The organism is Paenibacillus puldeungensis, from assembly GCF_042678945.1.
Classification (GTDB): domain Bacteria; phylum Bacillota; class Bacilli; order Paenibacillales; family Paenibacillaceae; genus Fontibacillus; species Fontibacillus puldeungensis.
The window spans coordinates 67,635-80,036 of sequence record NZ_JBHTLM010000015.1 but is presented as its reverse complement, the minus strand read 5'-3'; the positions used below and the strand labels follow the sequence as shown (position 1 = coordinate 80,036).

The 12,402-nt window shown below is 52.5% G+C and carries 12 protein-coding genes; 8 read left to right on the top strand and 4 right to left on the bottom strand.

Translation table 11 applies throughout. The annotated features are described in order from the left end of the window. Window positions 1-15: 15 nt before the first annotated feature. Together ACFQ3W_RS18710 and ACFQ3W_RS18705 are read left to right on the top strand one after the other, a co-directional pair. Window positions 16-762 (top strand): ABC transporter ATP-binding protein, encoded by a 747-nt coding sequence (locus tag ACFQ3W_RS18710; protein WP_379320752.1) that lies wholly within the window; start codon window positions 16-18, stop codon window positions 760-762. A gap of 3 nt (window positions 763-765) precedes the next feature. Then, the gene (locus ACFQ3W_RS18705; protein WP_379320751.1) at window positions 766-1,986 is read left to right on the top strand and encodes an ABC transporter permease; all 1,221 of its coding nucleotides are present in this window, start codon (window positions 766-768) and stop codon (window positions 1,984-1,986) included. Window positions 1,987-2,073: 87 nt separating this feature from the next. On the opposite strand, the gene ACFQ3W_RS18700 is transcribed toward ACFQ3W_RS18705, so the two are convergent. From ACFQ3W_RS18700 to ACFQ3W_RS18690, 3 genes are all read right to left on the bottom strand, one after another. After that, window positions 2,074-2,187 carry a sporulation protein YjcZ gene (locus tag ACFQ3W_RS18700; protein WP_379320750.1) on the bottom strand — a complete coding sequence of 38 codons (114 nt, stop codon included), beginning with the start codon at window positions 2,185-2,187 and terminating at the stop codon, window positions 2,074-2,076. A 109-nt stretch (window positions 2,188-2,296) separates the two neighbouring features. Then, window positions 2,297-3,595, bottom strand: a complete 1,299-nt coding sequence (locus tag ACFQ3W_RS18695; protein WP_379320749.1) for an aminotransferase class I/II-fold pyridoxal phosphate-dependent enzyme — start codon at window positions 3,593-3,595, stop codon at window positions 2,297-2,299. 112 nt (window positions 3,596-3,707) lie between these two features. Next, window positions 3,708-4,328 carry a pyridoxamine 5'-phosphate oxidase family protein gene (locus tag ACFQ3W_RS18690; RefSeq protein WP_379320748.1) on the bottom strand — a complete coding sequence of 207 codons (621 nt, stop codon included), beginning with the start codon at window positions 4,326-4,328 and terminating at the stop codon, window positions 3,708-3,710. 152 nt (window positions 4,329-4,480) lie between these two features. Here ACFQ3W_RS18690 and pdxR point away from each other — a divergent pair, with 152 nt between their 5' ends. The 3 genes from pdxR (at window position 4,481) to ACFQ3W_RS18675 (ending at window position 7,872) form a co-directional block, all read left to right on the top strand. After that, window positions 4,481-5,971, top strand: coding sequence for a MocR-like pyridoxine biosynthesis transcription factor PdxR (gene pdxR, locus ACFQ3W_RS18685; protein WP_379320747.1), 1,491 nt, complete (start codon window positions 4,481-4,483; stop codon window positions 5,969-5,971). Window positions 5,972-6,027: 56 nt separating this feature from the next. After that, window positions 6,028-6,813: a helix-turn-helix domain-containing protein gene (locus tag ACFQ3W_RS18680; protein ID WP_379320746.1), complete on the top strand. Its 786-nt coding sequence runs from the start codon at window positions 6,028-6,030 to the stop codon at window positions 6,811-6,813. A 183-nt stretch (window positions 6,814-6,996) separates the two neighbouring features. Continuing rightward, window positions 6,997-7,872, top strand: a complete 876-nt coding sequence (locus ACFQ3W_RS18675; protein ID WP_379320745.1) for a hypothetical protein — start codon at window positions 6,997-6,999, stop codon at window positions 7,870-7,872. A 64-nt stretch (window positions 7,873-7,936) separates the two neighbouring features. On the opposite strand, the gene asd is transcribed toward ACFQ3W_RS18675, so the two are convergent. Next, window positions 7,937-8,734, bottom strand: coding sequence for an archaetidylserine decarboxylase (asd, locus tag ACFQ3W_RS18670; RefSeq protein WP_379320744.1), 798 nt, complete (start codon window positions 8,732-8,734; stop codon window positions 7,937-7,939). Window positions 8,735-9,130: 396 nt separating this feature from the next. On the opposite strand from asd, the gene ACFQ3W_RS18665 reads away from it, so the two are divergent. Genes ACFQ3W_RS18665 through ACFQ3W_RS18655 form a run of 3 tightly spaced genes read left to right on the top strand, consistent with a single transcriptional unit; the run spans window position 9,131 to window position 12,222 of the window. Next, entirely contained in the window at window positions 9,131-9,736 is a 606-nt protein-coding gene (locus ACFQ3W_RS18665) for an ECF transporter S component (protein ID WP_379320743.1), read from the top strand. A 3-nt stretch (window positions 9,737-9,739) separates the two neighbouring features. Next, on the top strand, window positions 9,740-11,422 hold the full coding sequence (locus ACFQ3W_RS18660; protein ID WP_379320742.1) for an ABC transporter ATP-binding protein: 1,683 nt from the start codon (window positions 9,740-9,742) through the stop codon (window positions 11,420-11,422). After that, a complete protein-coding gene (locus ACFQ3W_RS18655; RefSeq protein WP_379320741.1) occupies window positions 11,419-12,222 on the top strand; it encodes an energy-coupling factor transporter transmembrane component T family protein in 804 nt (267 codons plus the stop codon). The genes ACFQ3W_RS18660 and ACFQ3W_RS18655 overlap by 4 nt, the downstream gene beginning before the upstream one ends. Window positions 12,223-12,402: the final 180 nt, after the last annotated feature.

The window sequence follows — 12,402 nt, the reverse complement described above, 5'->3', positions numbered from 1 at the left end:
TGGGAGGAGTTTGATTTGAGCGAAATGCCAGTATTGCAAGTGGATGAGTTGACCGGTGGATATAGCGTAGGCAGACCGGTGCTTCATGACATTAGCTTCGAGGTAAAGCCGGGGGAAATGATCGGGCTGATTGGACTTAATGGTGCAGGGAAAAGCACCACCATGAAGCATATTTTAGGACTGATGCTACCCCACCAAGGGGGCATATGGATCAACGGGAAATCGCGGGGGGAAGAACCGGAAGCCTATCAGTCTTCCCTGGCTTTCGTACCGGAATCTCCTTTGCTGTATGAGGAGTTAACCGTTCGTGAGCACCTGGAGTTCGCAGCCCGAGCTTACGGTGTAGAGCCTGAGGCTTACCAGGAAAGAGCGGACAGGCTGCTGAAGCTGTTCCGAATGGAGGAGAAGGCCGATAGCTTGTCGATGCATCTTTCCAAAGGGATGAAGCAGAAGGTTATGATCATGTGCGCTTTTGTCGCGCGGCCACCGCTTTACATTATTGATGAGCCGTTTCTGGGGCTCGATCCGCTTGGAATTCGCTCGTTGCTGGACTTCATGCTTGAAATTAAGCGAAGCGGTTCGTCGATTTTGTTAAGTTCGCACATTTTATCGACGATTGAAAACTATTGCGATCGCTTTATTGTCCTTCACCAGGGGAGGGTCATCGCTCAGGGATCTTTGGCGGAAATTGGGGAGCAAGCCAAAATGCCAGGCGGTACGCTAGAAAATATTTTTTATGCTTTAGTGAAGGATGGAGAATAACTGATGGAATTGCGAGCGCTGCGGAGCAAGCGTAAAGCGGAATTCTGGGGCAAGGTGCTCCCGTATTTGCCCTATGTGTTCCAGAGTGGCGTCGCCGTCTTGCTGCTCCTGCTCATCATCGCTTTTTCCGCCTGGTACACTTCGTTTCTGCAGAATTTGCCCCCTGGCCTGCCGATCCGCTGGATCATACTGATCATTTTAGGACCGCTCACTGTGTATTCGGGATTTCGAACTTATGTGCAGCAGGCGGACGTCATCTTTCTGCTCCCGCAGGAAAATCGGATGAAGGCGTATTTATCTCCGGCCTTCCGCAGCGGCGTTATCTATAAGCTTATTGGACTGTATATTTTGCTGCTGTTAGTTTGGCCGCTGTATTTGCGCAGCGAAGGCGTGCACCATCCACTGTGGGTTATGCTGCTAGTCCTGCTGCTGCTCAAAGGCTTAAGCGCCTACGGGGCATGGCAGGAGCTGCGAATGACGACGACCCGGGCTAGAACCGGATATCGTATGCTTCGCTGGTGCTTTCTCCTCTTGATGCTGGCAGCATGGGTTTGGCAGCCGATTTGGGAAAGCGCTCTGTTTACCCTATTGGTTAGTCTAAATTATGTACTTATATTAAGGTTTCCAATGAAGCACGTTGTGCCTTGGGATAACCTGATTGCAGCGGAAAAGTCAGGGGCTGCGCGTGTACAGCTTATGCTGGGCTGGTTCGTGGAGGTTCCGGCGGAAGGACAAAAGGTAATCCGTCGACGCTGGTTGTCCGGGGTAGGGAACAAGATCCCCTGGAACTCCGCAGCAGCTTACCGTTATTTGCTCGTCAAAACGCTTATCCGCAGCGAACTGCTTGGCATCGTATGTCGGTTGACGCTGCTTGGCATGCTGATCATCTCCTGGAATGACAAATCGTGGCTCGGCGTTGTGCTGTATTTGCTGTTTATTTTCTTAACCGGGATCCAGCTTGCTACGTTAAGACATGTTCACCGCGATTCCCCGGTAGCCTCGTACTATCCGATCCCGGCCGGGGCGCGTAAAGCGGCTACGCTGGGTCTAACCTCTCGCCTGCTGTTTGCGCTTGTTCTTTTGCTTTGGCTGCCGATGGTGATTGTTCCTGGCGGAGGGGCCCTGCTAACGTTCGGCAGTTTGGCCGCCGGCCTGCTGCTGGCTCTAGCCATGCGTGGAACCTGGACTCGCAAGTGGCGGGAGGATGACGAGCTGGAAGATTAAATCATCGACGGGAACATAATTAATCGAAAAAAAAGACCGTCTTCCCAATAATTAGGGAGACGGTCCTTTTTGTGAAAACCGCTAATATTAGTAGAGAACCATGCGGCTTACGATGACCAACAGAATGAAGAGAACGAGAATTACGGCTGTGCTTGTGAACATGCCGCCGTATCCGCCTCTTACTTCTTCAACACCACTCATTGTCATTCCCCTTTCCATCATCAGTAGTGCGATCGTACACCGTATTGTATGAAACGAAAGGGGGGCGTGCTTGGGCTATTGTGCTGATCAGGAGCGTTTACTTTGCCTATTATTTGGACTGCAAATCCTGTACGCCTTGATAAATCAGGTCAAACAGGTCCTCCAGATACTCTTCGGCAATGCAGGAGAACGCGATTCGCAAATCGGTTTCCCCGAGTGCGATTGTTCCAACGCCGTATTGGTGAATCAGATGCTGCCTCAGCTCATCAGCATGGACGTTCTTCAGTTTAAGACACATGAAATAACCGGAATTAAACGGGTAATACTCCCACACATCACCGTATTTTCCGCTATCGAGCAGTGCCTTCACTTTGTTCGCACGGCCTTTCATCACCTTGAATTTTTCTTCCTTTTGGGCGGCAAAATCAGGCGATTTAAGGGCTTGAAGCACAAACGTCTGGGAAGGATGCGGTCCGCTGGAAATCGTAGCGCGGATGATGCCGAGCGTTTTTTGCTCGAGCGCAGCAAGAACCTCTTTGCTTTCCGATGCGAACGTGATGAACCCGACGCGGAAGCCCCAAACGTATTCTTCTTTGGTAGCTCCGTCGACCTTCACAGGTAAAATACGTGGATGCAATCCGGCCAATTTGCCGAACAGCGATTCCTTAAACGAATCTTCAAAGAACAATCCGAAATAGGCGTCATCGGTAACAACGACGACATTGATCCCTTCCTCTGCAGCCGCCAAAATTGCAGCGACGATTTCTTCGCCTTCCTTGGCCCCAGGCGTGTACCCGGTTGGGTTATTCGGGAAGTTCAAAATAACGATCGCTTTGCCTTGTGTCTTCTGGGCCAGGAGCGCTTCGCGAAGGCCGGCACTGTTAAAGGTCATATCCTCGGTGAACAGCGGATAGTTGACGATGTGGGCGTGGCGGCGAATGCCGAAGGTCAACTCATAGTTCTCCCAGTTCTTGTCCGGGTAGATGACAGCGTCGCCTTCATTTACGAACAGGTCGGCAACAATACTAAGTCCGTGAGTGAGCGCGTTAGTCACGATCGGATTGCTGAGGCTCTTTCCTTCGAGGGCCGGATTTTCCTTGACCATTTTCTCACGCCAAACGGTGCGCAGTTCAGGTTTACCTGCCGGCGGGGCGTAAGGATACAAATCCTTTGGGCTAAAAGCGGAAAGCGACTCCTGAATGGCGGCTAAATGCATAGGTCCACCGTTCTCCGTGGCGATGCCGATCGTCGCATTGTATTTCTTCGCATTGGCGGAAGCTTCAGCCGACTGGCTCAAAATTCCTTCCTTCGGGAAATAAATTTCTTTTCCCAGCGTCGATAGCATCTCGTGTACGTGGATATTACCGGATTTAATGTTCTCGTTTAACTGCTCTACAAGTGGGTTCATCACATTCATCCTTCCAAATCGGTTTGATAATTTAGGACAGTGCCGGTTTAAACTGCCTAACATTATATCATTTCGATCTTGGCGAGTCACGGTCAAATGCCGCCATCAGCATCTATTTTTCCCGGTGAAAAGGACAATATTTCTTCATCTGATCAATTGTGTCCAGATCAAGCTCACGGTTTCGCACCTGGAGACCGTCCACCACTCCGCTAAATTTGGTTTCGTTCAGGTTTTGGCCGAATTTGAATTTGGCGGTCATCGTTTCCGGGACAATCCGGCATACCGCTACTGCTTTTAGATGCCCCGCATACGCCGGGTCAGACGCGAGGATGGGATCATACCCGCCTTCAGGCTGCAGCTTGGTCATCAGGAGGGCCAGGACGTGTGCTTTCTCATCAAGATCGTCAACCTTCTCTACTCGTCCGCGAACCATCACGGACTTAAAAAAGGAGGATGCCGGGCACGCCAGCCGCGGATCCGTAAAATGCGAAGGAATGACGGCATACTCCTTGGCTACCGTGAAGCTAACCTTGTTATTTTGCGCCATTTGCTTCATTTTCTCACCGGCCAAGCTGCCGTGAAAATAAATAAAGCTTCCGTCATAGACAAAATTCAGCGGGGTCACGCGGCTCCATCCATCCTCTTGGGCGGTTCCGAGAAAACCGATACTCATTTCCTGAAGGAACTCGCGGATTTCAGTTTCCTCTTCAACATTAAATTCTTTTCTTCTCATGCTAGTCTCCAGCCTCCTTTTTTTCTACCAGCTTAAAGGTAAAATTGACAATAAAAAAGAACCAATTTAAAGTAAATATATTGGTCCAATTTTGGACGAGTGTTACCGATGATATTAATTCCTAATGTTTGCCACGAAGGAGTCTAATCGATATGCCGGATTTTACGGTACCGCTGTCTTCGTATACCGAAAAATATCGCTACAAATATTTGGCGCTCTTCCATGCGCTTCGTTCGGCTATTCACGATGGGACGCTGCCGGAGGGGACGCGTCTTCCGTCTACCCGGGAGCTTGCGGAAATGTACGGGCTCTCCCGCGGCAGCGTATCCCAGGCTTACGAGATGCTGCTCGCCGAAGGCTACGTTCGGACTACAGTTGGGAGTGGAACGTTTGTCACCGGCGTGCTTGGCAAGGCGCCGGAATCTGCTGCAGCCACTGCCCAGATGACACTGTCGCCATGGGGATCCAGAATGGTGGCGGCAATGCAGCAGAGTGGCGATGCGGCGGAGGGGCTTGCGAACACTCCAGCGCCTGCGGCGGCGGAAGCGCTCATCTCCTTCCGCGACAGTGGGCCGCGGGAGGCGCTCTTCCCCTCCGCCGAGTGGAAAAGCGCGCTCGCCTGGGTAGCGCGCAGCAAGCACGGCGCGCACGCCGCTGCCGCCGCAGACCCGGCCGGCGACCGCGAGCTGCGCGCCGCCATCGCCGCGCATTTGCGGCGCAGCCGCGGCATTTCGGCAGATGCGGAGCAAATCTGCCTGTTCAACGGCTCGATGCAGGCGATTACGCTGCTGACCCAGCTGCTGCTGGGGGAGGGCGAGCCGGCCGTGCTGGAGGACCCGTGTTACTACGGGATCACCCGGGCGGTGTCCGCCTGCGGAGGCGTGGCCGTCCCGGCGCAGCTGGACGGCGAAGGCATGGTGCCGCGCGACTTTGTGGCGCGGCTGCTGTTTGTGACGCCGGGCAGGCAGTTCCCGACCGGCGTTGTGTTGTCCCCGGCGCGACGGCGGGAGCTGCTCGCCTGGGCCGCGCGGCGGAATGCTGTCATCGTCGAGGACGATTATGACAGCGAGTTCCGCTGGAGCGGGCGGCCGCTGGAGCCGCTGAAGGCGCTGGACCGCGACGAGCGCGTCGTCTACATCGGCTCGTTCTCCAAGACGATGTTCGCCGCCTTAAGGGTCGGCTATGCCGTGCTGCCGCGCAGCTTGATCCGGCCGGTGACGCTGGCCAAGGCTCTTTACGAGCCGGCTCCCCCGGCCCATCAAGAGCAGCAGGCGCTGGCCCGGTTCATGCTCACCGGCGGCTATGAACGCCATTTGCGCCGAATGCGGCGCCACTACGGCGCTATGCAGGCCGCACTCCGCCAAGGCTTGGAGCAGGAAATCGGCGATCTTTTCGAGCTGCGGCCTGCAGATAGCGGACTATTGGTTTATGCGCTATGGCGGCGTTCACCAGAGGAATTTCAAGCTTTTCGTGAGGCCGCTTACGCTCGTGGTGTCGTATTTCGCAATGCGGAGATTTACCGCCAGACCCCGGGACCGCCGGCAGCTTGCTTCGGCTTTGCCCATTTGGACAAAAATGCGCTTTACGAAGGAATTTCCCGCTTGAAAGAGGCGTGGAAAGATATTCAAGTGACCCGTGTTTAAGGGTATAATATAGGCAGGTTATTCATGGTTAAGAATAATTTTTGGGAGGGAAGGACATGCTTCACGTTTCGCCGTCCTCATTCGTATTGAAGCCGGCATTTGCCAAAATTGTTTGTGAACCAGGTTGGAAGTGGCATAAACGCGAGAAGCCGCTGGACAATTACGACCTGTTCTACGTGTGGAGCGGTGAAGGCACAGTGGTCCTGAACGACCAGCCGATTCCGGTCAGCAAAGGCAGCTGTTTTCTATTTCGCCGCGGAGATTATACGAGTGCAACGCATAATCCGCAGCGTCCCCTCGTTCTTACCTATATTCATTTCGATGTGGCCGAGCCGGTAACGGAGGTGCCTCGACCTTATCGGCAGCTCGTAGAAACGTTGGACTTTGAATACATGCTTGCCCGCTATGTCCGCCTGTTTCTCGTGAAGGCCTACGCCGCCGAGGAGGAGGCCAGACTCATCCTGAAGCAGCTTTTGATTCACTTGCTGCGCGAGGAACGCGAGATTCCCATCGAGAAAAAGGTCAGCAATCAATTGACAGAGGTCATTCACGAGGTCGCCAATTTTGTGCTCCAGCACCCGGGTCTCCCCCATAAGGTACAGGATTTGGCCGCCCGCGCAGGGCTGTCTCCACGCTATTTTTCGATTAAATTCAAAGAAATTATCGGCATGTCGGTTCAGTCATATATTATTAAGTCACGGATTGACCGGGCCCAGCATTTGCTGCTGCATGCCGGCATGAATGTGACGGAGGTGGCGGATGCACTCGGTTACCGGGACATCTTCTTTTTCAGCCGCCAATTCAAGCAATATACGGGGAAAAGTCCTTCGGAAATCCGCTAGTTCTTGGACAAGCAGTAGCCCATGGTATGGGTTTACTGCTTTTTTTGTTGGTGCAACCGCAAGATAAACCTGGTGACAAGACCCGACTTAAGTCCAGGACACCGCCGGACCTCAGCCAGTTTTTTCCTCTTGGGGTAAGAGCTAGAATAAAACAAGAGAGTGGAGGAAAACGGAGGATTGAATATGAAAAGTTTAAAATTGATTTGGCTCGGGATAACGACAGCCACATTGATTTTGTTGACCGGGTGTGGTGGATTGCAAAACGACGTGGAACAAGCAATCGGAAAAACGAAGGATACTTTTGGTGAAGCGGTCAAGGATGCCGCGACATGGAAGGAAGAGTTAGCCCATAAAGGCGTGTCCAAGGAGCTGAAGACGGAGGTATCCGCCGGCAGCGCCAAGTCGGTTTTTCTCGACAACGCGGTAGGGAGCATTGAGGTGAAGCCGACGACTGGCGATCAAATCAAGGTGAAAGCGACGATCTGGTCGATTAATCGGCCATCGTTCAAGGGAAAGCAGGAGAAGGTGTTTGAGCAAAGCACGGTGCGGACGATTGTAAATGGAGATCAGGTAAAAATCACCACGAGTCCGAAGGACGATGCGCAGATGGATTTGTGGAAATGGGCCAAGAAGCAGTGGGGCTTCTCGGAATTCAGCATCGACTATCAAGTTGAGCTGCCTGCAAATATTACGGAGTTCCATATTTCAAACGACGTTGGGGATATCAAATTGACCGATTTGAAGGGAGCCTATCAGGTGGCCTCAGATGTCGGCACGGTGAAGATCAGCGGGGCGCAAATCAGCGGCAAGTCCTCGGTAAAAGCCTCTACCGGAAGCCTGGAGCTCGGGATTGCTGCTATGAGCGACGAGAGCAGTCTCGAAGCGGTTGCCGATGTCGGCAGCATTCGGACGACTTTATCCAAAACGCTGGCCTGCACCTTGAATACGAAGAGTGAGCTTGGCAAAATTACCGGGGCCGAGAAAGGGAAGAGCGATGTGAACGGCGGCGGACCGCTCGTATCTTTATCGACATCGATCGGTTCGATCACGATAGATTAATCCATAGATATGAAAAGCGCGAGAGCAGGCCTGATTGGCCGATGCAGCTCGCGCTTTTTTGGCTTTATTGTTTGTCCGTACCATTAAACCGTCCCAATAGTTCGCCCATCCGCACTTTACTTCCGACCTCAAGGTCCGGCAGCGGCTGGAACGTACCGTTTTGCGTCAGCAGCACGACGGTTGAGCCAAACTCAAAATATGCAAGATCGTCGCCCTGCTCCCAGTGGTTTGCGGCTTTGTCGGAATAGCAGATGCTGCTGACGTTCATTGCCCCTACCTTTACGAGGGCGATTTCGCCGAATTCATGGGAAATATACGTTATGAGCCGCTCATTTCGGCATAGCACGGATCTCATATTTCGCATGCTGAAGTCATTGACGGGATAGACCTTCCCCTTAATGTGCTCGCTCTCGAGTTTTTTTCCGGATACAGGTGCATGAATACGGTGATAATCGGTCGGGCTCAAATAAATGACAAAGGCATGACCGTGGTTATATGTTTCTACCCGGGGGGAGCCGTTTAGCAGGTCTTTCACGGTATAATCCTGCCCTTTGACGCCGAGAATCGTACCGGATTTGATCTCTCCTGAAAAAGTAATCAGTCCATCTACCGGACTGACCAAGCTGCCTTTTTCGGTATGAATCGGCCGCATGCCCGGTTTCAATTTACGGGTAAAAAATTCATTAAGCGTGCGGTATTCCCGGAGTTCTTTCTCCGCTTCGTCCAGCGGAATACCGTATGATTTTGCAAAATAAGGAATCAGTAATCGGCTCATTCCCGAATGAGAGAACTTTCCCATCAGCTGGGATAACCATTTGCGCGAGGACAGTTCCGTCATCCATTTCATCCAAGTTGCCGCCAAATCGCATCCTCCTACTTCTTTGATTCACTACGTTACTTACGTCCACTTCCGCTAATATTGACATAGAATAAGGATGAAATCAACATGTATGCGTTTTCTTTAAAAAATTTTAATCTAATGCTTGATCGCTTGGGAATGATTGGTGTATGGTAAAGATAATCGCATAAGGATACGGGGGCTTGAGTGAATCAGGCTGAGATAGCAGTATATTCCGCTGCGGACCGTTAATCTGATCTGGATAATGCCAGCGTAGAGAACAGAAATGCCCAGGATTTTTTTGATGCCCGCATTTCCTAAATTTTAAATCGACTGAGCTTATTCAGTCGGTTTTTTTACGTTCTTAGGCGATGCGATGAAAATCCGTCATGGTCTTTTGGCGAAAGGGGAGAGTTATAAATGGAGAACATAGCAAAAAAATCAAGCAGACGCGGCTTAAAGCTAAGCGATCTGTTGGTCACGGTCCTCGTATCGGTTGTGCTTGGCGTGGTGTATCATTTCTGGAGCTCGGTCTACAATTTGTTTTCACCGCTGTTCCCAGAGGCGGATGAAATCGTTTATGGCATGTGGTTTATCGCTCCGACGCTCGTATTCCTGCTGATTCGCAAGCCGGGTGTAGCTCTCATTGCGGAAGTTGCCGCCGCGCATGTGGAAATTTTGTTCGGAAGCGAGTGGGGCATTCAGTTAGTGATGTACAGCGTGCTTCAGGGCCTAGGCGCTGAATTGATATTTGCCGCCTTCCGTTATCGTAAGTTTTCCGGCTCGGTTGCCGCTCTTGCCGGCATCGGCGCCGTCATCGGTTCCATAATTCCGGATATTTATTACGGGTATGTTCAGGATTACGAGACCTGGTTGCTGATCGCAAAATACGCGATGCGCATCGTAAGCTCGGCTCTGATCGCAGGTTATCTGGCATACGGGCTGGCTAAAGCCGTGGAAGCGACCGGGGTTACATCCTTGCTTCGTCCGGTGGAATCCAAAGACTATGCAGCTTTGGACGATTAATCGATGAAGGAGCATATTGCACTGCGATCCGCCTTGAAAAGTGAACGGGAGAAAGCCTCTGTATCAGAGATTACATCAGAGGGGATCGAGGGCGAAGCGTTGGATGCGGGGCTAACAGAGTCTGCGCAAGCCTGTGCCGCGCAAGTCCAAGACCTGAGACTTAAATTTCCCGGTGAACCGCAGTTTGTCTTTAAGGATCTTTCTTTTCAGGTCCGTCGCGGGGAAAAAGTACTCCTGCTTGGACCGAGCGGAAGCGGAAAATCGACGCTGCTGCAGGTGTTATCCGGCATAATTCCCGACCTGGTGGAGGTTCCAATGCGCTGTTTGGCGAAACAGATTCCAGACTCCTGGGGTTTTCTGTTTCAGGATCCCGACACCCAGTTTTGCATGCCTTATGTCGATGAGGAGCTTGCTTTTGCCCTTGAAAACTTAGGGGTGCCTCAAACGGATATGACCGGTCGAATGATGGAGGTACTGGAAAAAGTAGGTCTTCGGCTCCATGAGCTGCACGTACCGATCAATTCCTTGTCTCAAGGGATGAAGCAGCGGCTTGCGCTCGCTTCGGTGCTGCTCAGCGACCCGGAGGTGCTGCTTCTCGACGAGCCCTCCGCGCTGCTCGATCCAGAGGGACGCCGGCTCATATGGCAGTCCATTAGCCGGATTGCACAGCAGCGGACGCTAATTATTGTTGAGCACCGCATTGAAGAGATCCTTGCACTTGGACTTGTTGATCGGGTCGCCTTGTTTGGACCGGATGGGCGCCTGCTCGGACAGGGAACGCCAGAGACGGTGTTTAGGGAATATAATCGGGAGCTACAGGAGTTTGGCATCTGGTATCCCGGCGTGTGGGAGAACTTTTTTGCCGGACCGGTAGGAAGCCAATTGTCAGAGCCGATCGGGGCCAGTTGTAGCATGGATCATGCGGCAGCCGCTCCGGTTGTGGAGTTATCACATTTTCGCGGATTAAGACAAGGCAAGCCCGTCATTCAGGTCGATCACGCGTCGGTTAGGCCTGGAGATTTTATCGCGATCACCGGTCCCAACGGAGCGGGCAAAAGCTCGCTGCTGCTGAGCTTGATGGGACTTCTCCCCTCGGATGGAGAATACGTTCTGCAGGGCGTCCACATGCAAGGGGGAGAAAAGCTTTCACGACGTGTCCGCAAACGGCAGATGGAGCTGGCAGCCGAGGAAATCGGATTTGTGTTTCAAAATCCTGAATTTCAGTTTATAGCCGACCAGGTCAAAGAGGAAATTGCCTTTTCTCTGCGAGAAGAGGGCTTGTCTGATGGAGAACTTCGGGAGCGGATCGATCAGACCTTGCAACAATTTGGACTTCAAGGGTGTGAAGGACGCCATCCTTACCAGCTATCCCTCGGTCAGAAGCGGCGGCTAAGCGTAGCTAGCGCCGCGATCCGGAAGCGGCCTCTGCTGTTGCTGGACGAGCCGACGTTCGGTCAGGATGCGGTGAACACCTTTGCTATTTTGGAGCTCTGTGAAGAGCTGCGGAGGCAGGGCACTGCGATCGTGATGGTTACGCACGAGGATTGGATCGCAGATCGGATTGCTACGCAACGATGGGAAGTCGAGGAGGGCCGGCTCATATCATTAAGTCAGACGGAGCGGAGAGCCCAAGTGGCGGAAGCCTCCTTTGCAGCCCGTCCTGTTCAAGGAGGAACCGGTGAATGAATACGCTGCTGACTCCACGCAAGCGGACATGGTTGCACCGGGCCAACCCGGCATGCAAGCTGCTGCTGTTATTGGTGCTTTTTCTGATCACCTTGTTTACGCATCGGCTGGATTTTATGTTTTACCAAGCAATCATATTTACGGTGCTGCTGTTTCTACTCAGCGGATACGAATTTTGGAAAGTCGCACTGCTCGTGCTGCCTTTCCTGCTTGTGTTCATCTCGTCGGCTTCAACAATGATTTTGTTTGGAAAAGGCGATCACATTTGGTGGTCGTGGGGCTTGATCCGCATATCGGAGGAAAGCTTTTTCCGCGGCATCCACATCGGGCTGAAGTCCGTCACCTTTGCCGCGGAAGGGCTGCTCTTTGTGCTGACTACATCATCAGTCATGCTGTTCTATGCATTGATGCAGCAGGCGAAGCTGGCTCCTAAATATGCGTACAGCTTTATGGCGTCCGTTCGGCTGCTCCCAATGGTTTGGGAGGAGCTGCAAATCCGGCGGAACGCGCTGCGGATTCGCGGGATTCGGGCGCCAAGAGGGATCCGCGGCTGGGCCAAGCAGGCTAAGCTTTACGCCGTGCCGCTGCTCTCGCAAAGCATCCGCAGAGCCCATCGGGTAGCCGTCGCCATGGAGGCGAAGAAATTTGACAGCCGGCGGCCGCGGACATATTATTACCGCTCCGGGTATTCACGCGTGGACCTGCTGGTGCTGCTTGTACTCGCCGGAGCGATGGCAGTTGCGTTTGCTTTGGCACAGGTTTACCCGGTTTTTGGCATTTCCGACGTAAGATATCGGTAGACCCTGACCGCTAAAAGTCGAATTCATAGAATCATTAACTCAAATAGAAGCAGGAGAATAACGAACCTACGGGATAGAGAGCGCTTCATACTAAAAGCGAGTAGCGTTGCGACGGCAATTGCCATCGCATTCACTTTTCTATCCTGTTTATCGTTATTCTTTTTTTGTGGCTTCGGCTCG